Consider the following 22,319-nt stretch of genomic DNA (forward strand, 5'->3'; position numbering starts at 1 on the left):
AGCCACAGGGCGATAGCGGAAAGACAGGGTTATCGTCTGAGTGAATACAAATAGTGTCCGAAATTTCTAACAGCAACATTTTCCTTGTCGGCCTCATGGGCGCAGGCAAGACCACGATCGGGCGCATCCTGGCCCGCAAGCTGGGCTTGCGCTTTGTCGATTCCGACCATGAGATCGAAGCCCGTACCGGGGCGTCGATACCGTGGATCTTCGAGATCGAGGGGGAGCCGTGCTTTCGCCGCCGCGAAGCGGAGGTGATCCGCGACCTGAGCGGGCAGGAAGGCATCGTCATGGCTACCGGCGGTGGCGCCATCCTCAATGCCGAAAGCCGCGCCTTTTTGAGGGAGCGGGGCACCGTGGTCTACCTGCGCGCCAGCGTCAACAACATCCTGGCGCGCACCAGCCATGACAAGAACCGGCCCCTGCTGCAGACGGCCGACCCGCGCAAAAAGCTGGAAGAGTTGACGGCCGAACGCGAGCCGTTTTACATGGAAGTGGCCGACATCGTGATCGATACGGGCCGTCCTAACGTACAATCGATGGTTCAGACTATCCTGATGCAGCTGGCCAGCCTCGAGTGCGAGGCCTCGCCCAACTGTGTCATTCATGCAGAGCCTTCGATGAACGAGCAATCCAAAATGTTGTTGAGCGTAGATCTCGACGAACGCAGTTATCCGATCGCTATCGGTCCCGGCCTGCTGGCCGACGCCGATGCGCTCGTGCGCCATATCAACGGCCACAAGGTGGCCATAGTCACCAATACCACAGTCGCGCCGCTGTACCTGGAGCGGCTGGAAAAAGCGCTGGCCGGCGATGGCCGCGAAGTGATCAGCATCGTCCTGCCGGACGGTGAGGAATATAAAAACTGGGCTAGCCTGATGCAGATCTTCGACGCGCTGCTGGCCAATAAATGCGACCGCAAGACCACCCTGGTGGCGCTGGGCGGCGGCGTGATCGGCGACCTGACCGGTTACGCGGCGGCCAGCTATATGCGCGGGATCGGCTTCGTGCAAGTGCCGACTACCTTGCTGGCGCAGGTCGATTCCTCGGTCGGCGGCAAGACGGGCATCAACCACCCGCTGGGCAAGAACATGATAGGCGCCTTCTATCAGCCGCGCGCCGTGATCGCCGACACCTCGACCCTGGAAACCCTGCCGGCGCGCGAGCTGTCGGCTGGCCTGGCCGAAGTGATCAAGCATGGCGCCATCATCGACAGCGCTTTCTTTGACTGGATCGAAGCCAATATCGCCAAGCTGATGGCGCGCGACAAGGGCGCGCTGGCGTACGCAATTGCCCGTTCGTGCGAAATCAAGGCCGACGTGGTGCGCCAGGATGAACGTGAAGGCGGCTTGCGCGCCATCCTCAATTTCGGCCACACCTTCGGCCACGCCATCGAGGCGGGCCTGGGCTACGGCCACTGGCTGCACGGCGAAGCCGTCGGCTGCGGCATGGTGATGGCGGCTGATTTGTCCTGTCGCATGGGTTATATCGACCAGGCGGCCGTGGACCGCGTGCGCAAACTGGTCGCTGCGGCCGGCTTGCCCATCAAGGCGCCGGACCTGGGCGTGGCGCGCTGGCTGGAGCTGATGGAAGTCGATAAAAAGAATGAAGGCGGCGCCATCAAGTTCATCTTGCTCAAACCGCTGGGCAGCCCACAGATCACGTCGGCGCCGCATGAACTGGTGCTGGCCACGCTGGCCGCCGGAGTCGCCTAAATGCTGCCCGAAGACTTCCTCGCTCCCTATGCGGCCCATTCGGCACAGGGGCAGGGACGTCTTTTTGCCGAGGCGCCGCACGCCTCGCGCAGCCAGTTCCAGCGCGACCGCGACCGCATCATCCATTCCTCGGCTTTTCGCCGCCTCGAATACAAGACCCAGGTTTTTCTGAATCACGAAGGTGATCTGTTCCGCACGCGGCTGACGCACAGCCTGGAAGTGGCGCAGATCGGCCGTTCGATCGCGCGCAACCTGCGTCTGAACGAAGACCTGGTGGAAGCCATCGCGCTGGCGCACGACCTGGGCCACACGCCTTTCGGCCACGTGGGCCAGGACGTGCTTAATGACTGCATGCAGGACCATGGCGGCTTCGAGCACAATCTGCAAAGCCTGCGCGTGGTCGACACCCTGGAAGAACACTATGGCGCTTTCGACGGCTTGAACCTGATGTTCGAGACGCGCGAAGGCATCCTGAAGCACTGCTCGCTGGTCCATGCGCGCGAGCTGGGGCCCGTCGCCCAGCGTTTCATCGCCCGCACCCAGCCGACCCTGGAAGCGCAGCTGACTAACCTGGCCGATGAAATCGCCTATAACAGCCACGATATCGACGATGGCTTGCGTTCTGGCCTGATCACCATCGCGCAGCTGGAAGAGGTCGAGTTTTTCGGTCGCCTTTGGCGTGATGTGCAGACCGCCTTTCCTGGCCTGTCGGGCCGGCGCGCCATCTATGAAACCCTGCGCCGTTTGATTACGGCGCTGGCTGACGATTTGATCGTTACCTCGAATGCCCTGATTCTTGATGCGGCCCCGCGCGACGTCAATGAAGTGCGCACCAGCGCTCCGCTGATCCGTTTTTCAGACGCGATGCGGCGCGACGCCACGGAACTCAAGCGCTTTTTGCGGACCAATCTGTACCGCCACTACCAGGTCAACCGCATGCGCGTAAAGGCCAGCCGCATCGTGCGCGAACTGTATGAGGTGTTCATGGGTGATCCGGCCCTGCTGCCGCCCGACTATCAACTGAAGGAAGGAGATGCCAGCAAACAGGCGCGCAAGATCGCCGACTATATCGCCGGCATGACGGACCGCTATGCGATCCGTGAACATCGCCGCCTGTATTCGCTCGACGAGCTGTAGCCTTTACAAGGCGCCGCTGGCCATCAGCAAGCGCGTCACTTCCGCCGCTGAATGCAAGCCCAGTTTTGCCATCGTATTGTGGCGGTGCACCTGCACGGTTTTTTCGCTGATGCCCAGCTCGCGCGCGATGATTTTTGAGGCTTTTCCTTCCGCCATCAGCAGCGCCACTTCGTGTTCGCGCGCCGTCAGGGTGGACAGCGCCGACAAGGCGGCGTTTGACTGCCTGGCGCGCCGGCTGTCCTCTACGCTGCGGGCCACTGCCCGCGTGACGGCGTCCAGCAAGACTTGATCCTTGCACGGCTTTTCCAGGAAGTCGCAAGCACCTGCCTTCATGGTTTGCACGGCCATGGCCAGGTCGCCGTGGCCACTGAGAAAAATCACAGGCAGGGTGATGGCGTGGCGTCCTAATTCTTGTTGCAGTTCCAGTCCACTCATCAGCGGCATGCGCACGTCGAGCAGCAGACAGCCGGGGACATGGCCGTCATAGCTATTCAAAAAATCGCGCGCCGAGGCAAAAACCTGTACTTTCCAGCCGGCCGAATCGAACAGATAAGCCAGCGAGCGGCGCATGGCATCGTCGTCGTCGACGATGAAAATCACGGCCTCGTTTTCATTGATCATGGGGTGTCTCCACGTGGGTGGCTTCCGGCAGGCGGAAGCAGACCGTCAAGCCGGGAGCGTCATCGTTCGCGTGCGCCGACAGGGTGCCGCCGAACGATTCGATGATGCTTTTGCTGAGCGACATGCCCAGGCCCAGGCCTTCGGCCTTGGTGGTAAAAAAGGGTTCGTACAGGCGGGCAAAGTGTGCCTCGTCCAGGCCGCCGCCAGCGTCGCGCACGGTCACGCTGCAAGCGCCATCGCCATGCTGCAGAACTACGCTGACAGGGTGATCGGGATTGCCGTTTTCTGCCTGCGCATCGAGCGCGTTCTTGAGCAGGTTGAGCAGCACTTGCTGTACTTGCTGCGGGTCGGCCAGCACCTGCGTCTGGCCGGCGTTCATTTCGGTAGTGATCTGTGCATGCGGATGGGCGGCACGGAACAGGGCGATGGCTTGCTCTAGCGCCTCCGATAGCGCGAACGCGGTGCTCTGCGCGGGGCGCTTTTTCGCCATCGCCCGTATATGCCGGATGATGGCGCCCGCGCGTTCGCTTTGGGTGGCGATTTCCTGCGCGCCATCGAGCAGCGGTGCTGGCTCTAGCCGTCCCGCTTCGATACGGCGCACCATGCCGCGCGCGAAATTGCCGATGGCGGCCAGCGGCTGGTTCAATTCATGCGCGATGGCGCTGGCCATCTCGCCCAGGATGGCCAGGCGGGCCGTGTGGTCTTGCGTAGCCTGGCGCTGGCGCGCCTGTTCCTGCAGGGCGTGCAATTGCTGCGTGCGGCGGCTGACCAGGTATTCCACGCGTACCGTGTGCACGGCCCAGGCCACCAGCAGGGCCAGTGCCAGCAGCATCCAGCCCCAGTAGCGCTCCAGCGCCGCATCAAAAGTCAGCTTGTTCAGATGGGCGTAGGGGCCGATGCGCAATTCATGAAGCAGTTCATCGACACTCTGGTAATCGCTGGGCACCGTCCAGCTGTAGCCTTGTTCAGTGCGCGGCATGGCCAGCAAGGCTAGCGCCACCTGTTTTGCCAGCGCCGGTGACGTCTGGCGCAAGGTGACGAAAGGCCAGTCCGGGTACAAGCGCGACGAGGTGGCGCAGCGAAAGCCTGCGATGGGGCGGGTGGTAATCACGCGCAGTTCTCCTCGCGCCACCAAGCCTTGCGCCACCATCTGTTCGAGCAAGCAGGTGCGCACGATGCCCGCGTCTGCCTTGCCTGAACGGACCGCTGCGATGATTTGCTGCGAGGGAAAGCCGCTGTAGCGCAGGCTGGCGAAATCGTGGGCAGGGGCTATGCCCGCTTCCTTCAGTTCGCGCGCGGCGATCTGGTAGCCGCCAAACGCGTCGGGCGCCACCGCCATCACGTTTTTACCTTTCAGGTCGGCCAGGTCGTGCAGCGGTGATGACTGGCGCACGATGATGGCCGAACCGATGCCGAGGCGTGGCGAGTCTGTCCAGGGCGACTCCAGGGTGGCGATGCGGCCGGCGCCATCGCTGTGTTCGAGCGCCACGTAATGGCCACTGCTGGTGATGGCAAAATCGATGGCTAGTCCATGCACGGCGCGCGTCAATCCCGCCTGATCGTAATCGGCCAGCACGAAGCGCACGCCGGGTATGCTGGCCTGCAAATGGCGCGTGACATAGGACCAGTCCTGCCGCACGGCGTCTGCGCCCTTGTAGGCCAGCACGCCGATACGGATCTCGGGCAAATCTGCCGCACTGGCGAATGACGCCGCCAGCGTAACGGCAAGGGCAAAAAGCCAGTGCACTAAAACATGCTGCGCTGCGCTGCCTGCGCATTGCCGAACAGGTCGAGCAGCAGTTTTTTGATGGGGGCGGGCAGCGGCGCGTCGGCGATTTTGCTACCGTCATACCAGACGTGGGTCGCTTCCCCGGCCAGCGACAAACGCCGCGCCAGGGTGACGCGACAGGGGATGATATGCAGCTTGTAGTGGGTGAAGACGTGCACGATGGGCAGCAGCGCTACACGCGATTCGATCTCGCCAAACGGCAGCACCGCGCGCGCCAAATCTTCATCGTCGACCGCCGGCAAGGCGCCGTTGCGCAGCACGTGGCCGTCGAGTTCAGGCAGCGACAGCAGCCCGCCCCAGATGCCGGTCGTGGGGCGCTGCTCCAGCAGTACTTGTCCCTTATCGATCACCACCAGCATGATGGCGTGTTTTTCCGGGCTGCTCTTTTTGGGTTTGCGCACAGGCAGGTCCTTGACCCGGTTGCTGGCGTAGGCCACGCAGCGTGCTTGCAAGGGGCAGCGGCCGCAATCGGGACTGCTGCGCGTGCACAGGGTGGCGCCAAAATCCATCAAGCCCTGCGTGTAGGCTTCGATGCCGGTTTCAGGTAGCAAGGCTTCGGCGCGCCGCCACATCGCTTCTTCCACCTTTTTTTCGCCGGGATACGCATCGATGCCAAACGTGCGCGCAAACACGCGCTTGACATTGCCATCCATGATGGCGGCCCGCGTACCGCTGGAAAAAGCGGAAATGGCGGCGGCCGTCGAGCGGCCGATGCCGGGCAGCTCGGCCAGCAGCAGCGGGTCGCTGGGGAACACGCCATCGTATTCGGCCACCACGCGCTGCGCGCATTTGTGCAGGTTGCGCGCCCGCGTGTAGTAACCGAGGCCGCTCCATTGCGCCATCACGTCTTCGACGGGGGCAGCAGCCAGGTCGCGCAGGGTAGGGAAGCGCTCCAGGAAGCGCGCGTAATAGCCGAGCACCGCCGTCACCTGCGTTTGCTGCAGCATGATTTCGGATAGCCAGATCAGATAGGCGTCGCGCGTGTTTTGCCATGGCAGCGCATGGCGGCCATGCTGTTTTTGCCAGGCGATCACGGTGGCGGAAAAGCTGGGATCGCTATAGTTTTCAGGCGATGCCATGCCCGGTGCGGGCGATAGCGGATGCAGCAAGCGTTTCATGCAGAGGTGTTCTTTCTAATGTCTTTGTTTATGCAGCGATGGCGGCGCGCAGCGTGTCGGCCAGCTGGATCAGTTGCGCCTTGTCGTGTTCAAGCGCGGCCAGGCTTGCATCGAAGGCGGCGATTTTTTGTTCCAGGCTGCCGGTCGCATCGTGGATGCGCTGGATCGAGGCGAAGCGCAGTTTCAGCTGTTCCTTGTACTCGGTGATTTGTGCTTCGAGCGGCGCCATGATGACTTTGAGCCACGCGCTGGCGTCGTCATTGGCTTGCGTAAAACTGCGGCGCACGCGCGAGGCGATGGTGTCGAAGAATTTTTCCATCAGCACCACACGGCTGGTGGTGAGCAAGGTCGCCGTGCCGAACTGCTTGTGGTAGATGGCTTCAATCGCGTCGATCTCCTGGCGATAATGTGCGAGCGAAAACGGCATCGGCATGGCCAGCGCCAGGCCGTGCTCGGCGGCGAATTTGCGGTACATCACGCCCATCATTTCGGTGATCTCGGCGGTCTTGCGTTCCGAGCGGTCCAGGTTCTGGCCGATGCGCTCGAAATACTGGCGCATGGCGTCGCGCAAGCCCGTAAAAAAGCGGCTGCGCTGCATGGCTGCACGCACGGCGTCGATATCGTCGCGCACGATTTCCATGCCCAGGCTGGTGTACAGCTCCGTCGACAGCCGCGTAAACACCGAACGCGTCGCCTGCAGCTTGAACAGGCTGCTGTCGAATTCCTTCTTCTCGATATCGATGCGGCGCATCATGTGGGCGATCACGCCCTGGTTCTTGCCGCGCAGGCTGTGCAGCTCATGCAGCTGCTCGGCGATGCCGCGGGCGCGCGCCGTGGTCTGCGTCTGCTGCGCCGCGACGATGGCGTCCAGGTCGAATACCAGCTGGCGCCCGATGATCTGTTTGCGGGCCGGTATCAGTTCGTCGAACAGCGCCGTTTCCAGCGCCTGCAAACGGCTTTTTTCCAGCAGCGCCGCATCATGGTTGATCTTGCCTACCAGGGCTTTTTGCGCCGAGACGGGAAACACCTGGCCGGGGTCCAGGGTCAGCAGCTGCGCCACGCTGGCTTGCTGGCGCTCGATTGCCTCGGCCACTTGCGCATCGCCGCGCAATTCGTCCCACATGCTGTCGATCTTGTTAAGCACCACCAGCCGTCCCGGCCCGGCGCCGATATGGTTGCGCCATACCTCGATATCGCTGCGCGTCACGCCCGTGTCGGCCGCCAGGATGAACAGCACCGCGTGCGCATTCGGGATCAGATTCAGGGTCAGTTCCGGTTCCGTGCCGATGGCGTTCAGGCCGGGCGTGTCGAGGATGACCAGGCCCTGTTTCAGCAGCGGATGGGGGAAGTTGATGATGGCGTGGCGCCACATGGATACTTCCACCAGACCGTCTTCGCCGACGATGGCTGGCGCGTCGGCATCGTCGGCGTCGAACAGGCCATAGCGGACCGCGTCTTCCACGCTCACGCGGCGCGTCAGGCTGACCTGGCGTATGGCTTCCTGCATGTCGCCACCGGCGTCGATATTCAAGGGCAGCACCGTCCACGCCGACTCCATGTCGCGGTAGTCGCTGGTCGACAGATTGTGCGCGCGCGTCTCGATCGGCAGCAAGCGGATGCAGGGCGGCCATGCCGCGTGGTACAGCAGTTCGGTAGGGCACATGGTGGTGCGCCCCGCGCCCGAAGGCAGAATGCGCTGGCCATAATCGGCAAAGAAAATGGCGTTGATCAGTTCGGATTTGCCGCGCGAGAATTCCGCCACGAAGGCCACGGACAAGCGGTCGTCCAGCAGGCGTGACAGGCAGCGCGCCAGGCGCAGCGCGGACGCGCCGTCGACCAGGCCGGCGCCTTGGGCGGCTTGCTGGTAAGCCTGCAAGGCGGCCAGTACATCCTGGCGCCATGCGCTGTATTGTTCCAAGTCCCTGACCATCTGGATCCTTTGTGAGTACGCTACTTTTGACAGTTCACACAGTAAAACGTCGAGCGCTGGCCCTGCACGATCTGGCGTATCGGCGCACCGCACACGCGGCATGGCTTGCCGGTACGGTTGTAGGTGAAATACGTTTGCTGGAAATAGCCGGACTGGCCATTGACGCCGATGAAGTCGCGCAAGGTGCTGCCGCCCTGGACGATGGCTTCGGCCAGCACGTCGCGGATCGCCTGCGCCAGTTTTTCATAGCGCGCCAGGCCGATGCGTTTGGCTGGCGTCTTCGGATTGATCCCCGCGCGGAACAGGCTTTCGGAACAATAGATATTGCCCACGCCGACCACGATATCGCCCGCCAGCAGCACCTGCTTGATGTTGGTATTGCGGTTGCGGGTTTTCTCGAACAGCAGTTGGCCGGTAAAGCCGCCTTCCAGCGGTTCCACGCCCAGGCCGCGCAGCAGCGCGTGTCCGTCCAGCGGGCCGTCGGCCTGGTCGTGCCACAGCACGGCGCCAAAGCGGCGCGGGTCGGTCATGCGCAGCACCTGCTGCACACCGTCGGCGTCTTCCACCACCAGGTCGATATGGTCGTGTTTTTGCGCTTCGGTACCGGGTGGCAGCACGCGCAAGTGGCCGGACATGCCCAGGTGGATGATCAGGCTACCGTGCTGAAAGTGGATCAGCAGGTATTTGCCGCGCCGCCCCGTCAGGCCGATAGTCTGGCCCGATAACTGTACGCCCAGGGCAGGGGGGAAGGGCCAGCGCAAGCCATCGCGGCGCAGCACGACGGAGCGCACGGTGCGCCCTTCGATATGGGGCGCGACACCGCGCCGTGTGACTTCGACTTCTGGCAATTCTGGCATAGGACTCGACAGTGAAAACAGCTGGGTTGCGGGCGTATGGCCGGCTACGGCCTCTGATGGCGATATCGCGTATCGTTAACCCGCTTATTCTCGTATATATTTCGTTACATACGTGAAGTACGCGATCTACGCGTTGGGCGTAGAATCAAACTTTGCCGTTTAGCCAGGATCAGCCTTTGAAAAACGCTTTCGCCATTGTAACCTTGTCCGCCCTGATGGCCACGCATGCCATGGCACAGACACCAACCGCGCCAACCGATACGCCGGCAGGCGCTCCTGCGGCCACGCCAGCCACTGCAGCAGACGCCAAGCCAGAAACTACACCAAAAGCGGCCGCGGATGCAGGGCTGCCCAATGTCAATCTGAGTAGCGATTTGCTCTACAAGCTGACCAAGGCGGAGCTGGAATTCAAGAGCGGCCAGTGGCAGGGGCCGTATGTGACCATGATGATGGCGGCGCAGCAGACGCGCGATCCGCGCCTGGCGCGCCGTGCTTCTGAAATGGCGCTGGCGGCAAAGCAGGGCGGCGAAGCACTGGCGGCTATCCGTTTGTGGCGCGAACTGGCACCCGATTCCGACGAGGCGACGCAATTTTTCCTCGGCTTTGTCGTGCTGACGGACCGCATCGAAGAAGCGGAGCCTATCTTTGCCCAGCGCCTGGCAAGCGCGCCACCGGGTTCGCGTGGCGTGGCGCTGTTCCAGATGCAGCAAATCCTGGCACGCGCGAATGACAAGCTGTATGCGTATTCCATGCTGGTGCGTTTGAGCCAGCCGTATCTGGACATGTTCGAAGCGCATCTGGTGCTGGCGCAGGGCGCCCTGTCTATCGGTGAACGCCAGCGTGCCATCGATGAAGCGAACAAGGCCCTGCAGATGAAGCCTGCTTCCGACCTGGCGGCGCTGACCCTGGCGCAGGTGAGTGGCGAGCCTGAAGCTGCCAGCAAGGTGCTGGCAGCTTTCCTGGACAAGAATCCGAACAGCATCGAAGTACGCTCCGCCTATGCGCGCCTGCTGGTCGAGCAAAAACAGCTGACAGCGGGCCGAGATCAATTCCTGCTGCTCTTGAAAACCCAGCCTGACAACGCGGCCGCCCTGTATGCACTGGGCATCATCACCTTGCAACTGGACGACACCAAGGGCGCCGAGCAGTATTTCAAGCGCTTCCTGGCCGTGCTCGATAAATCGGCTGACGATACGCGCGATCCATCGAAGGCCCTGATGATACTGTCGCAGATCGCCGAGACGCGCAACGACACCGCCGGCGCCATCGCCTGGCTCGACAAGGTTGACAACCGCGAGTCTCCCGGCTACTTCGACGCCCGTTTGCGCCGCGCGCAGCTGATCGCCCGCAATGGCGACCTCGATGCTGCCCGCAAGGCGCTGACGGAAATCGAAGTCGATGATCCCGCCAGCCAGGGCCAGGTGCTGCTGGTCGATGCGCAACTGCTGCGCGACGCCGGCTACACGCAAAGTGCCTTCACGGTGCTGGGCAGTGCAGTGACGCGCTTCCCTGACAATCCGGAACTGCTGTACGACTATGCCTTGCTGGCCGAGCGTCTCGATCATACCGATGTGATGGAAGCGAGTCTGCGCCGCGTGATGGCGCTGGCGCCCGACAACCAGCATGCTTATAACGCGCTTGGCTACTCGTTTGCCGAGCGTGGCGTGCGCCTGCCCGAAGCCTATGCCTTGATTGAAAAAGCCCTGCAAATGGCGCCCGATGATCCCTTCATCATGGATAGCATGGGCTGGGTGCAGTTCCGCATGGGGAATGTGCCCGCCGCCGAAGAAGCGCTGCGCCGCGCCTACGCCTTGCGCGCCGATCCTGAAATTGCCGTCCACCTCGGTGAAGTGCTGTGGCAAAAAGGCGAGAAAGCGGAAGCCCAAAAGCTGTGGCGCGATGCGCAAGGCAAGGACCCGAAAAACGAAGCGCTGAAAAGCACGCTGGCGCGCTTGAATGTCAGTTTGTAGTTCTTGCCCACACTCTTCACCCCCAGGGCAAGGACTGGGGTCGAACCCTGAGGGTTCGACCCCGGCGTTTGTACTTGGGGTGATTTGATAAAATTGTCCATGTCCAAACACCTCCTTCCCCTTTCTATCCTCTGCCTGGCCCTCTCGGCCTGCTCCACCTTGCCATCTCCGTTTTCGTCCAGCGCGCCGCCCTCCGCGCAAACGGTGGCGCCGTACCGCGCGCAGGTGGAGCTGACGGGGCGGCTGAACGTGACGTATCAAAAGAATGACAAGCCCGAATCGGCCACGGTCAATTTCAACTGGCAGCAAACGGCGCAGCGCACCGACGTGACCCTGTATTCGCCGGTGGGCAGCACCCTGGCCACGATCGCCGTCACGCCGCAGGAAGCGGTGCTGACGCAAAGCGACAAGGCGCCGCGCCGTGCACCCGATATCGACACCCTCAGCGCACAGCTGCTGGGCTGGTCCTTGCCCGTATCGGGCTTGCGCGACTGGCTGCAAGGCTATGCGGATGGCGCCGATGGCCGGCGTTTCGTCGCTTCGCCGCAAAATAACAGCGTGACGACGAAGGACGGCTGGCGTTTGCGTTATGTGTCGTGGCAAGATGCCGGAGAAAATACCCCAGGCGCATTGCCCCAACCGCGGCGTATCGATGCCGAACGCACTACCAGCGCCCAGGCCGATGCCGTGTCGCTGCGCATCGTTCTCGATCCCGCCCCATCGCCCCAAGCACAATGACACTGACTTCCCTGCTCACTTCTTTGAATAACTGCCCGGCGCCGGCCAAGCTGAACCTCTTTTTGCACATCAATGGCCGCCGCGATGATGGCTACCATCTGCTGCAAACGGTGTTCCAGCTGGTCGACCATGGCGACACCTTGCACTTTGTGCTGCGCGACGATAGCCAGATACGCCGCACGACGGTTTTGCCTGGCGTGCCCGAAGAGCAGGACCTGATCATCCGCGCCGCCAGACTGCTGCAAGCCGAAGTGCTGCGCCGCACGGGCGCCTTGCCGTGCGGCGTCGATATCGCCATCGACAAGGTCTTGCCCATGGGCGGCGGCCTCGGTGGCGGTTCTTCCGACGCGGCCACGGCCCTGATGGCCTTGAACCGTTTGTGGCAAGCCGGCTTGACGCGCGAAGAGCTGATGGCGCTGGGCTTGCCGCTGGGCGCCGATATCCCGTTTTTCATCTTTGGCGAGAACGCCTTTGCCGAAGGCGTGGGGGAAGCCTTGCAGCCCGTGGCCACGCCCGATTGCTGGTATGTGGTGATCGAGCCGGGCGTGCAAGTTCCTACTGCTGCAATTTTTTCTGCAGAAGGCTTGACGAGGGATAGCGAACCCGTCACAATAGCGGACTTTTCCAGGCACCTCGCAAAAAGTAACAGCGTGAGCGGGTTTGGTAAAAACGATTTACAGCAAGTGGCAAGCAGCCTTTTCAAGCCGGTAGCAGATGCGGTAGAATGGCTGAGTGCTTACGGAGAGGCCAGGATGACTGGTTCCGGTGCTTGTGTGTTTAGCGCGTTTGCAAGTAGCGAGGAAGCCGATGCAGTGCTCAGCAATGTGCCTGATGTCTGGATAGCCTGGAAAGCAAAAGCACTGAGCCGCCACCCGATGCTCACCGTGTTGTAAGTAGTAAAAAAAGATTTTGCTTAGCTTCAAATAGTCGGTATAATACTGGCCAACATGACGGCAAGCAGTCAGTTGCGTAGGGGAATCGCCAAGCTGGTTAAGGCACTGGATTTTGATTCCAGCATGCGAAGGTTCGAATCCTTCTTCCCCTGCCACCCGTTTCACCGTAGTCTGTCGATGCGAAGTCAGCGTCCAGTACGGGAAGCAAAAACATGTTTCGCTACGCGGAACGTGCTAAACACAGACTGACCGGGCTACTGCCCGGTTAGTGCTTTCAAGACTACTATATCACCTCTTGGGACTCCCATGGCTTACGAAAACCTGATGGTTTTTACCGGCAACGCGAATCCAGCGTTGGCAGAGGGGGTCGCAAAAAATCTCGGCATCCCTCTCGGTAAGGCAAACGTTTCGAAATTCTCCGACGGCGAAGTAATGGTCGAGATTAACGAAAACGTTCGCGGCAAGGATGTTTTTGTTTTGCAATCCACCTGTGCTCCAACCAACGACAGCTTGATGGAAATCATTCTGATGGTTGATGCTTTGAAACGTGCTTCGGCTGGCCGTATTACCGCCGCCATTCCTTACTTCGGCTATGCCCGCCAAGATCGCCGTCCACGCTCCGCGCGTGTTGCGATCTCGGCCAAGGTAGTGGCGAACATGCTGGAAGAAGCCGGTGTCGAGCGCGTCCTGATCATGGACTTGCACGCCGACCAGATTCAAGGTTTCTTCGATATTCCAGTCGACAATATCTACGCATCGCCTATCTTGCTGGGCGACTTGCAAAAGAAAAACTACCAGGATCTGCTGGTGGTGTCGCCCGACGTCGGCGGTGTGGTACGTGCGCGCGCCCTAGCAAAACGCCTGGGCTGCGACCTGGCCATCATCGACAAGCGTCGTCCAAAAGCGAACGTGTCGGAAGTCATGAACATCATCGGTGAAGTCGAAGGCCGTAACTGCGTGATCATGGATGACATGGTCGATACGGCAGGTACCCTGACCAAGGCTGCCGAAGTGCTCAAGGAGCGCGGCGCCAAGAAAGTGGTTGCCTATTGCACGCACCCAGTGTTGTCGGGCCCGGCGATCGAGCGTATCTCGGCATCGCCACTCGACGAGCTGGTTGTCACCGATACGATACCCCTGTCCGAAGCGGCCCTGGCCTGCGGCAAGATCCGTCAATTGACGTGCGCGCCGCTGCTGGCCGAAACGTTCAAACGCATCATCAAGGGCGATTCAGTGATCTCCCTGTTTATCGACTAATACGATAGACGGCAACAAACGTCACCTGCGGCGCGACCGGCTTTTTGCCTGTTGCGCCGCAGTGTTTTAGTTTTCGGGGCGCATCCGCGCCCATTTTCGAAGATTCCTGGTCGCGGGAGTCTTCATAACACAAGACGCGAGTCTTGTTCTTTTTGGAGTTTCACATGAAAGTTATCGCATTCAAACGCGAATTGCAAGGTTCCGGAGCGAGCCGCCGCCTGCGCACTTCCGGCCAAACCCCTGGTATCGTTTACGGCGGCGTTGAAGCCCCAGTACTGATCTCGCTGGATCACAACGCCCTGTACCACGCGTTGAAAAAAGAAGTTTTCCACTCGTCGATCCTGGATCTGGAAATCGACGGCGTTTCGCAACAAGTTCTGCTGCGCGACTTCCAAGTCCACGCATACAAACAACTGGTTCTGCACGCTGACTTCCAACGCGTTGACGCATCGCAACCTATCCACGTGAAAGTTGCTCTGCACTTCGCAAACGCTGACGTTTCCCCAGCAGTCAAACTGCACGGCGCAACCATCAGCCACGTTGCCAACGAAATCGAAGTAGCTTGCCTGCCAGGCCAGCTGCCAGAATTCATCACCGTTGACCTGTCGAACATCGACGTTGGTCACTCGCTGCACGTAGCCGACCTGGTCCTGCCAGCTGGCGTGACCGCTGTCACCCACGGCAACAACCTGACCATCGCTACCGCATCGGTACCAGCTGGCCACGTTGCTGCTGAAGCCGAAGCCGCTGCTGAAGCCGACAAGAAGTAATCGCCGCCGCAGCAATGCGGTTGTGGTAAGGAAAAACCCGTCAGGTTCACGCCGGACGGGTTTTTTTCTGCCTGTTTTCACCGATAATGTTTTCATCGATAATTTTTCATTGCAGACAACATCATGCCCATACGCCTGATCGTCGGCCTCGGTAATCCCGGTCCCGAATACGAACAAACCCGCCATAACGCCGGCTTCTGGCTGGTGGACAACCTGGCCAACAGCTTGCCCGGCACCCGCTTGCAGCGCGATACACGCTACAACGCCATGCTGGCCAAGACATCCATCGCCGGCAACGACGTCTGGCTGCTCGAACCGCTGACCTTCATGAACCGTTCGGGCCAGTCCGTGGGCGCCCTGGCGCGCTTTTTCAAGATTGCCGCCGATGAAGTGCTGGTGGTGCATGATGAACTGGACTTGATGCCCGGTATCGCGCGCCTGAAAAAGGGCGGTTCCGCCGGTGGCCACAATGGTCTGAAAGACATCACGGCCGCGCTGGGCACGCAGGATTACTGGCGCTTGCGCCTGGGCATCGGCCATCCGCGCAGCCTGAGCCTGCAGCAGCAAGTGGCCGATTTCGTGCTGCACCGTCCGCGCCGCGAAGACCAGGACCTGATCGACCAGGCCATCGAAAAATCCCTGCAAGTCATGCCGCAGATTATCGAAGGCAAGTTTGAAGCGGCGACGATGAAGCTGCATACGGCCTGATACCGGTCTGATACCAGCAAGATGCGCCTGCGTTGGCGCTACTTGCCCATCATCAGGCTTTTGTCGCGCGCACAGCAAGGGTACAATGGCTCCCTGACTATGTGGCATATGCACCATCCCCGGAAAACGATGAGCGCACGCTCCGTTTTCCCTAACAGCACGGCAAGCACGCCGATCAGCGGCGCCATGTGCTTTGATTATTAAAGGTTTTTCATGAGTCTCCAATGCGGTATCGTCGGCTTGCCGAACGTCGGCAAGTCCACCCTGTTCAATGCACTGACGAAAGCCGGCATCCCGGCTGAAAACTATCCGTTCTGCACCATCGAGCCTAACGTCGGCGTCGTTGAAGTGCCGGATCCACGCATGGATGCGCTGGCGGCCATCGTCAAGCCGGAACGCATGGTCAACGCCATCGTTGAATTCGTCGACATCGCCGGCCTGGTGGCTGGCGCATCGAAGGGCGAGGGCCTGGGCAACCAGTTCCTGTCGCACATCCGCGAAACGGACGCCATCGTCAACGTCGTGCGCTGCTTCGAAGATGACAACGTCATCCACGTGGCTGGCAAGATCAGTCCGCTCGACGATATCGAAGTCATCCAGACCGAACTGGCGCTGGCCGACATGGGCACCGTGGAAAAAGCCATCCACCGCGAAAACAAGAAAGCCCGTTCGGGCGACAAGGACGCCGCCAAGCTGCTGGCCATCATGGAACGCATGATGCCTTACCTGAACGACGCCAAGCCAGTGCGCGCGATGGGCCTGGACGCCGACGAAATGGAACTGATCAAGCCTTTGTGCCTGATCACGGCCAAGCCGGCCATGTTCGTGGCCAACGTGTCCGACACGGGCTTCACCAACAATCCGCTGCTGGATCAACTGACCGAATACGCAAAATCGCAAAACGCCCCTATCGTCGCCATCTGCGCGTCGCTGGAAGCGGAAATTGCCGATCTGGACGATGCCGACAAGGAAGCTTTCCTGAGCGACATGGGCATGCAAGAGCCAGGCCTGGACCGCTTGATCCGTGCCGCCTACAAGCTGCTGGGCCTGCAAACCTACTTCACCGCTGGCGTGAAAGAAGTCCGCGCCTGGACCGTGCCGGTCGGCGCCACCGCGCCACAAGCAGCCGGCGTGATCCACACCGACTTCGAACGCGGCTTCATCCGTGCGCAAACCATCGCCTATGACGACTACATCGCCTTCAAGGGCGAAGCCGGCGCCAAGGAAGTGGGCAAGATGCGCGCCGAAGGCAAGGAATACATCGTCAAGGATGGCGACGTGCTGAACTTCTTGTTCAACGTTTAATTACAGGTCTTCTTTCCTGCACCCAAAAACCCGCTGCGGCGGGTTTTTTCATGGGCGCGCCACGCTTGTGAAATCGCCATGCCGGTATTGCTTGATGACATATAATTTGCGCACGACTTCCTTATCTTTGCCATATTAATCAACAGGAGCACCATGTTTTTACGCAAATTCCAATCGTGCGCGCAGCTGATGCTGGCCACTGTGCTGATCAGTTTTGTCGCCACTACGCCCGCGCGCGCCGAAGCGGTCGCCGCCAAATTGCCCAATGTGGTGATCCTGGCCACGGGCGGCACGATTGCCGGTAGCGGCGCCGACAGCACCACGACCGTGGGCTATACCTCGGCCACGGTGGGCGTCGACCGCTTGATCGCGGCCGTGCCGGAATTGAAAAAAGTCGCCAATGTAAAAGGCGAGCAAGTGTTCCAGATCGCCAGCGAAAGCATGGGCAATGAACACTGGCTGGTGCTGGCCAAGCGCATCAATGTGCTGCTGGCCTCGCCGGATGTCGATGGCGTGGTCGTGACGCACGGCACGGACACCATCGAAGAAACCGCCTATTTCCTGAACCTGACGGTGAAAAGCAACAAACCGGTGGTGGTCGTGGGCGCCATGCGTCCATCGACGGCCATTTCCGCTGACGGCCCCATCAATCTGTACAACGCCGTGTTGTTGGCAGGCAGCAAAGAAGCCGTGGGCAAGGGCGTGCTGGTGGCCTTGAATGACCAGATCAATGCAGCGCGCGAAGTGACCAAGACGAATACCTCGACCACCGACACCTTCAAGTCGACCGAACTGGGCATGCTGGGCTATATCCAGGGCAGCAAACCGTTCTTTTATCGCCAGTCCACCCGCAAGCACACGGCGGACAGCGAATTCGATATCAGCAAACTCGATTCCCTGCCGCAAGTGGACATCGTGTATGGCTATGCCAATATGAACCGCGTGGCCATCGACGCCTTTATCGCCGCAGGCGCCAAGGGCATCATCCACGCGGGCGTGGGCGATGGCAGCGTGGCTGCGCAAATCAAGCCGGCGCTGGTGGAAGCGCGTCAAAAAGGCGTGCTGATCGTGCGCGCCAGCCGCGTTGGCCAGGGCATCGTGGCGCGCAATGGCGAAGCCAATGACGATGAACTCGATAGTGTGGTGTCCGATACCTTGAACCCGCAAAAAGCGCGCATCCTGCTGATGCTGGCTTTGACCAAAACCAACAGTACGCAAGAGATCCAGCGTATTTTCTACACATATTGACGTATTTGCCAGGCCAGCGCCCTGTCAGCCCCATCTGGCAGATTTACGCTGGCCTGCTTTGCTGCCATACTTCGCCTTTGAACAATTCATTGGCAGACGCTGCGGCACTGCCCCGTGTCACATGGCCTTCCTGTCCGACATCACCCTGTATCCCATCAAATCCTGCGCCGGCATCCGCTTGCGCGAGGCGGTCCTGACGCGTTCCGGCCTGATGAGCGAGCACGTGTATGACCGGGAATGGATGGTGGTCGATGTGCACGGGCGTTTTTTGACCCAGCGCGAATATCCGCGCATGGCGCTGATCGTGCCGCGCATCAAGGCCACCACCCTGGAGCTGCGCGCGCCCGGCATGCTGCGCCTGGAAGTGGAACTGGGCTTGCCCCACCCGCAACTGGCGCCCACGCTGGAAGTGCAAGTGTGGGACGATACGCTGCGCGCCTATGATTGCGACGAAGTCACGGCCACCTGGTTTTCAAACGCCATCGGTGTGCCGTGCCGGCTGGTGCGCTTTCACCCGGATGTGGTACGCCCCACCAGCACCAAGTGGACCGCTGGTGTTGCCGCTTCGACCATGTTTGCCGATGGCTATCCGGTGCTGATCGCGGGCGCCGCTTCGCTCGACGACGTCAATGAAAAATTGCACGCCGCCGGCCGCCCAGCACTTGCCATGGACCGTTTCCGGCCTAATCTGGTGATCAGCGATATTGCTGCCTTCGAGGAAGATTATGCAGACTTCCTGCAATTTGGCGCCACCGTGCTCAAACCCGTCAAACCGTGCTCGCGTTGCCCGATTCCCTCGGTCGACCAGGCCACGGGTGTGCCGGGGCCAGATCCGCTGGACGTGATGCAAGGCTATCGTGCCAAGCCTGAACTCGATGGCGCGATCTGCTTCGGCATGAACGCCATCGTCACCGAGGGTGGCGATGAGCGCATCGTCGTGGGCCAGGAAGTCGGTTTCGAACTGGCATTTTGAGTGCCGCGCCTGCACAGAAGGGTTGGAGGTTTTTGAGATGAATCAACCGATATCGCCGGTGCCAGGCCAGCCTGAGGATGAGGCTACGCAGCAACGACTTGCCAATCTGGACGCCGAAAACCAGACTCTGCAGGCGCGCCTGGCCTTTTTGCTGGAACAGGTCGAGCGCAACCATGACATCATGTGCCGGCACCAGGCGTTTGATCTGGAAATTGTCAGCGCGTCCACCTTTCCCGAGCTGATAGGCACGATTTTTCGCACCTTGCCAGTGATTTCCGACCTCGATGGCGTCACTTTGAGCTTGCTCGATGAGGAAGACGATATTTTGCTGGTGATGGAAAAGCTGGGCGTCGATTTCAGCATCTTTCCGCAACTGCAGTTTGTGCATGAGCCGGCTGAACTGGGTTTCGCGCCGCCTGCGCCCGTGCTGGAAGGCGAGCCGGCCTTGCCGCCGCTGCCCTTGCTGGGCGTTTTCGATACCGCGCTGCATGGCAAACGTTTTCCCGGCGCAGATGTGCCCCTGCGCAGCGTGGCCCTGGTGCCCTTGCTGCGCAACAAGCGATTGATCGGCAGCCTGAACCTGGCCAGCAGCGATGCGGCGCGTTTTACGCCCGCGCTGGGGACGGATTTCATCAAGCACATGGCCTCGATTATCGCCATCTGCCTGGAAAACGTGATCAGCAATGAAATGCTGAAATACATAGGCTTGACCGATTCGCTGACGGGCGTCTATAACCGCCGCTATATCGACCGCCGCCTGCTGGAAGAGATCGCGCGCGCGCGCCGCCAGAACTATTTTATTTCCTGCATGTATATCGATATTGACCATTTTAAATTGGTCAATGACACGCATGGCCACCAGGGGGGCGATGAAGTGTTGCGCGAGGTAGCCACGCGTATTCGCCACGAATTGCGCCGTTCCGATGCGCTGGGGCGTTTTGGCGGCGAGGAATTCGTCGTGCTGCTGATCGATGCCGACCTCGATAGCGCCAGTTTCGTGGCTGAACGCATACGCGCCAGCATCGCCGATACCATGTTCGACTTGCCTGGCAACACGCAAACCTGGGTCAGCGTGTCCATCGGCGTGGCTAGCCTGGACGGTGAATCGATCTTGCAGCCGATGGAAACGGTCTCCCAGCAACTGGTGGCCAATGCGGACCTGGCCCTGTACCAGGCCAAGGCCAACGGGCGCAACCAGGTGGTCAGCTGGCAGGCGCCGATTTCATGATAGTGTCAGCGTAACAACAGGCCTTCCGCCTTCGCCACCGCATCGGCGCTGCCACGCAGCACCACCACGTCGCCGATGGCCAGTTCTGTCTCGGGCGTTATTTCCAGGCGGCCCCGTCCCCGGCGGATGGCCGTCACAAAAGCACCGCAGCCAGCCACGTCGACCGTGCTGAGCGGCAATCCCACACACTGTGCACCATCGCTGAGCGTCACTGTATGCAAACGTTCCAGATCGGCATCGTCACCGGCGTCGCTGGCGCCGTGGAAGTAGCCGCGCAGCGAGGCATAACGCTCTTCGCGCGCCGCTTGCACGCGGTGCACCACACGGCGCAGCGGCACGCCCATCATGATCAGCGCATGCGAGGCGAGCATCAAACTGCCTTCCATCAACTCCGGCACCACTTCGGCCGCGCCTGCATCGCGCAGCTGGTCGAGGTCGCTATCGTCATAGCTGCGTACGATGACAGGCACGGTGGGCGCCATATCGTTGAGCAAATGCAATAGTTTCAAGGCAGCCGGTGTATTGGCATAGGTAATCACCACCGCGCTGGCCCGGTAAATACCGGCGGCCACCAGGCTTTCGCGCCGGCCCGCATCGCCATACGATACGTGGGCGCCGGCCAGTTGCGCTTCCTGCACCCGCTCCGGGTCCAGGTCCAGCGCGTGGTATTCGATGTGTTCTTCCGTCAGCAAGGTCGCCAGGCTTTGCCCGCTGCGCCCGAAGCCGGCGATCAGCACATGCTGCTGCGCGGCCATCGTGCGCGTGGCGATCTTGGTCAGGGCCAGCGATTGCATCATCCAGTCATTGGCGGCCAGTTTCATGACGATAGCGTCCGATTTGGCGATGATCAAAGGCGCCACCAGCATCGACAGCACCATCGCCGCCAGCACCACTTGCACCACGAACGGGTCCATCAGCTTGATGCCGCCGGCCAGGTTCAGCAGCACGAAGCCGAATTCGCCGGCCTGGGCCAGTGCCAGGCCTGTGCGCATCGACACGCCCGTCGACGAGCCGAACAGCTTGGCCAATCCTGTGATCAGGGCGAATTTCAGCAGCACGGGGACGCATAGCAGCAGCAAGACCAGCGTCCAGTTGTCGATTACCACGCGGATATTGAGCAGCATGCCGACGGTAATGAAGAACAGCCCCAGCAGCACATCGCGGAACGGTTTGATGTCTTCTTCCACCTGGTGCTTGAATTCCGTCTCGGAAATCAACATGCCGGCCACAAAGGCGCCCAGAGCCAGCGACAGGCCGGCGCGCTCGGTGATCCAGGCCGCGCCCAGGGTGATCAAGAGCAGGTTGAGCATGAACAACTCTTGTGAGCGGCGCTTGGCAACGATGGTCAGCCAGCCACGCACCAGCTTTTGGCCGATGAACAGCAGCATGATCAGCACGATGAGCGCCTTGCCACCTGCCCACAGCAGGGTTTCTGCCAGGGTTTCGGAGTCGCGGGTCAGGGCGGGAATCAGGATCAGCAGCGGCACCACGGCCAGGTCCTGGAATAGCAGGATGCCGATGATCTTGCGCCCGTGCTCGCTTTCCAGTTCCAGCCGCTCCGTCAGCATTTTCGAGACGATGGCCGTCGACGACATGGCCAGCGCACCGCCCAGGGCAAACGCCGCTTGCCAGCTCATCTGTATATAGGCCGACAGGGTGCGTTCCACGATCCAGCCGAAGACGACGGTGGCGACGATCGTGGTGACCACCTGCGCCATCCCCAGGCCAAACACGATGCGCCGCATGGCGAGAAACTTGGGTAGCGAAAACTCGAGTCCGATGGAAAACATCAGAAAGACGACGCCGAATTCTGCCAGGGTATGGCTGGCTTCGTTTTCGGCCGCCAGGCCCAGTGCATGGGGGCCGATGACGATGCCAACGGCCAGATAGCCCAGCATTGGCGGTAAATGCAACATTCTGAAAGCAACCACGCCCAGCACGGCGCTGCCGAGTAGCATCAGGGTCAATTCTAGCGAGGAAAACATGAGGTTGCCCTGGAAGGTCAGTGGAAATCGTTGTTTGTTACGACTGGCAAGTTTTTTGCTTTCCTAATTCGTTTATA

At 60.8% G+C, this 22,319-nt stretch carries 18 protein-coding genes and 1 tRNA gene; 13 read left to right on the forward strand and 6 right to left on the reverse strand.

Annotated features, from left to right (window positions below):
- The first annotated feature begins 95 nt into the window (after positions 1–95).
- Entirely contained in the window at positions 96–1,715 is a 1,620-nt protein-coding gene (aroKB, locus tag HDE72_RS01810; protein ID WP_183737191.1) for a bifunctional shikimate kinase/3-dehydroquinate synthase AroKB, read from the forward strand.
- Positions 1,716–2,852 (forward strand): deoxyguanosinetriphosphate triphosphohydrolase, encoded by a 1,137-nt coding sequence (locus tag HDE72_RS01815; RefSeq protein ID WP_183737012.1) that lies wholly within the window; start codon positions 1,716–1,718, stop codon positions 2,850–2,852.
- Between the two features lie 3 nt (positions 2,853–2,855).
- Here HDE72_RS01815 and HDE72_RS01820 read toward each other — a convergent pair whose 3' ends face one another.
- From HDE72_RS01820 to mutM, 5 genes are read right to left on the reverse strand one after another with little or no spacing between them, the layout of a single operon-like run.
- On the reverse strand, positions 2,856–3,473 hold the full coding sequence (locus HDE72_RS01820) for a response regulator transcription factor (protein WP_183737013.1): 618 nt from the start codon (positions 3,471–3,473) through the stop codon (positions 2,856–2,858).
- On the reverse strand, positions 3,463–5,220 hold the full coding sequence (locus HDE72_RS01825) for a sensor histidine kinase (RefSeq protein WP_183737014.1): 1,758 nt from the start codon (positions 5,218–5,220) through the stop codon (positions 3,463–3,465). Before HDE72_RS01825 ends, HDE72_RS01820 begins: the two co-directional genes overlap by 11 nt.
- Positions 5,220–6,380, reverse strand: coding sequence for an A/G-specific adenine glycosylase (mutY, locus tag HDE72_RS01830; RefSeq protein ID WP_183737015.1), 1,161 nt, complete (start codon positions 6,378–6,380; stop codon positions 5,220–5,222). The genes HDE72_RS01825 and mutY overlap by 1 nt, the downstream gene beginning before the upstream one ends.
- Before the next feature lie 28 nt (positions 6,381–6,408).
- On the reverse strand, positions 6,409–8,310 hold the full coding sequence (locus HDE72_RS01835; RefSeq protein ID WP_183737016.1) for a dynamin family protein: 1,902 nt from the start codon (positions 8,308–8,310) through the stop codon (positions 6,409–6,411).
- Positions 8,311–8,330: 20 nt separating this feature from the next.
- Complete coding sequence (gene mutM, locus HDE72_RS01840; protein WP_183737017.1) at positions 8,331–9,167, reverse strand: bifunctional DNA-formamidopyrimidine glycosylase/DNA-(apurinic or apyrimidinic site) lyase; 837 nt, start codon at positions 9,165–9,167, stop codon at positions 8,331–8,333.
- A 176-nt stretch (positions 9,168–9,343) separates the two neighbouring features.
- Here mutM and HDE72_RS01845 point away from each other — a divergent pair, with 176 nt between their 5' ends.
- From HDE72_RS01845 to HDE72_RS01895, 11 genes are all read left to right on the forward strand, one after another.
- A complete protein-coding gene (locus HDE72_RS01845; RefSeq protein ID WP_260176354.1) occupies positions 9,344–11,137 on the forward strand; it encodes a tetratricopeptide repeat protein in 1,794 nt (597 codons plus the stop codon).
- Between the two features lie 99 nt (positions 11,138–11,236).
- The gene (locus tag HDE72_RS01850) at positions 11,237–11,875 is read left to right on the forward strand and encodes an outer membrane lipoprotein LolB (RefSeq protein WP_183737018.1); all 639 of its coding nucleotides are present in this window, start codon (positions 11,237–11,239) and stop codon (positions 11,873–11,875) included.
- Positions 11,872–12,768 (forward strand): 4-(cytidine 5'-diphospho)-2-C-methyl-D-erythritol kinase, encoded by an 897-nt coding sequence (gene ispE, locus HDE72_RS01855; protein ID WP_183737019.1) that lies wholly within the window; start codon positions 11,872–11,874, stop codon positions 12,766–12,768. Before HDE72_RS01850 ends, ispE begins: the two co-directional genes overlap by 4 nt.
- A 78-nt stretch (positions 12,769–12,846) precedes the next feature.
- Positions 12,847–12,923: transfer RNA gene (locus HDE72_RS01860), tRNA-Gln, on the forward strand.
- Positions 12,924–13,074: 151 nt separating this feature from the next.
- The gene (locus tag HDE72_RS01865) at positions 13,075–14,025 is read left to right on the forward strand and encodes a ribose-phosphate pyrophosphokinase (RefSeq protein WP_183737020.1); all 951 of its coding nucleotides are present in this window, start codon (positions 13,075–13,077) and stop codon (positions 14,023–14,025) included.
- Between the two features lie 164 nt (positions 14,026–14,189).
- Positions 14,190–14,795 (forward strand): 50S ribosomal protein L25/general stress protein Ctc, encoded by a 606-nt coding sequence (locus tag HDE72_RS01870; RefSeq protein WP_183737021.1) that lies wholly within the window; start codon positions 14,190–14,192, stop codon positions 14,793–14,795.
- A 123-nt stretch (positions 14,796–14,918) separates the two neighbouring features.
- Positions 14,919–15,503 carry an aminoacyl-tRNA hydrolase gene (pth, locus tag HDE72_RS01875; RefSeq protein ID WP_183737022.1) on the forward strand — a complete coding sequence of 195 codons (585 nt, stop codon included), beginning with the start codon at positions 14,919–14,921 and terminating at the stop codon, positions 15,501–15,503.
- Positions 15,504–15,716: 213 nt separating this feature from the next.
- A complete protein-coding gene (ychF, locus tag HDE72_RS01880) occupies positions 15,717–16,808 on the forward strand; it encodes a redox-regulated ATPase YchF (RefSeq protein ID WP_183737023.1) in 1,092 nt (363 codons plus the stop codon).
- A 153-nt stretch (positions 16,809–16,961) separates the two neighbouring features.
- Positions 16,962–18,056, forward strand: a complete 1,095-nt coding sequence (locus HDE72_RS01885; RefSeq protein ID WP_183737024.1) for a type II asparaginase — start codon at positions 16,962–16,964, stop codon at positions 18,054–18,056.
- 121 nt (positions 18,057–18,177) lie between these two features.
- Positions 18,178–19,029 carry an MOSC domain-containing protein gene (locus tag HDE72_RS01890; RefSeq protein ID WP_183737025.1) on the forward strand — a complete coding sequence of 284 codons (852 nt, stop codon included), beginning with the start codon at positions 18,178–18,180 and terminating at the stop codon, positions 19,027–19,029.
- Positions 19,030–19,066: 37 nt separating this feature from the next.
- On the forward strand, positions 19,067–20,257 hold the full coding sequence (locus tag HDE72_RS01895) for a GGDEF domain-containing protein (protein WP_183737026.1): 1,191 nt from the start codon (positions 19,067–19,069) through the stop codon (positions 20,255–20,257).
- 5 nt (positions 20,258–20,262) lie between these two features.
- Here HDE72_RS01895 and HDE72_RS01900 read toward each other — a convergent pair whose 3' ends face one another.
- On the reverse strand, positions 20,263–22,242 hold the full coding sequence (locus tag HDE72_RS01900; protein WP_183737027.1) for a monovalent cation:proton antiporter family protein: 1,980 nt from the start codon (positions 22,240–22,242) through the stop codon (positions 20,263–20,265).
- Positions 22,243–22,319: the final 77 nt, after the last annotated feature.

The organism is Janthinobacterium saanense, from assembly GCF_014200675.1.
Classification (GTDB): Bacteria; Pseudomonadota; Gammaproteobacteria; order Burkholderiales; family Burkholderiaceae_D; genus Janthinobacterium.

Coding starts and splice junctions, on each gene's coding strand:
- aroKB (WP_183737191.1), top strand. CDS start 96: ATGGGCGCAGGCAAGACCACGATCGGGCGCATCCTGGCCCGCAAGCTG.
- HDE72_RS01815 (WP_183737012.1), top strand. CDS start 1,716: ATGCTGCCCGAAGACTTCCTCGCTCCCTATGCGGCCCATTCGGCACAG.
- HDE72_RS01820 (WP_183737013.1), bottom strand. CDS start 3,473: ATGATCAATGAAAACGAGGCCGTGATTTTCATCGTCGACGACGACGAT.
- mutY (WP_183737015.1), bottom strand. CDS start 6,380: ATGAAACGCTTGCTGCATCCGCTATCGCCCGCACCGGGCATGGCATCG.
- HDE72_RS01835 (WP_183737016.1), bottom strand. CDS start 8,310: ATGGTCAGGGACTTGGAACAATACAGCGCATGGCGCCAGGATGTACTG.
- mutM (WP_183737017.1), bottom strand. CDS start 9,167: ATGCCAGAATTGCCAGAAGTCGAAGTCACACGGCGCGGTGTCGCGCCC.
- HDE72_RS01850 (WP_183737018.1), top strand. CDS start 11,237: ATGTCCAAACACCTCCTTCCCCTTTCTATCCTCTGCCTGGCCCTCTCG.
- ispE (WP_183737019.1), top strand. CDS start 11,872: ATGACACTGACTTCCCTGCTCACTTCTTTGAATAACTGCCCGGCGCCG.
- HDE72_RS01865 (WP_183737020.1), top strand. CDS start 13,075: ATGGCTTACGAAAACCTGATGGTTTTTACCGGCAACGCGAATCCAGCG.
- HDE72_RS01870 (WP_183737021.1), top strand. CDS start 14,190: ATGAAAGTTATCGCATTCAAACGCGAATTGCAAGGTTCCGGAGCGAGC.
- pth (WP_183737022.1), top strand. CDS start 14,919: ATGCCCATACGCCTGATCGTCGGCCTCGGTAATCCCGGTCCCGAATAC.
- ychF (WP_183737023.1), top strand. CDS start 15,717: ATGAGTCTCCAATGCGGTATCGTCGGCTTGCCGAACGTCGGCAAGTCC.
- HDE72_RS01885 (WP_183737024.1), top strand. CDS start 16,962: ATGTTTTTACGCAAATTCCAATCGTGCGCGCAGCTGATGCTGGCCACT.
- HDE72_RS01890 (WP_183737025.1), top strand. CDS start 18,178: ATGGCCTTCCTGTCCGACATCACCCTGTATCCCATCAAATCCTGCGCC.
- HDE72_RS01895 (WP_183737026.1), top strand. CDS start 19,067: ATGAATCAACCGATATCGCCGGTGCCAGGCCAGCCTGAGGATGAGGCT.
- HDE72_RS01900 (WP_183737027.1), bottom strand. CDS start 22,242: ATGTTTTCCTCGCTAGAATTGACCCTGATGCTACTCGGCAGCGCCGTG.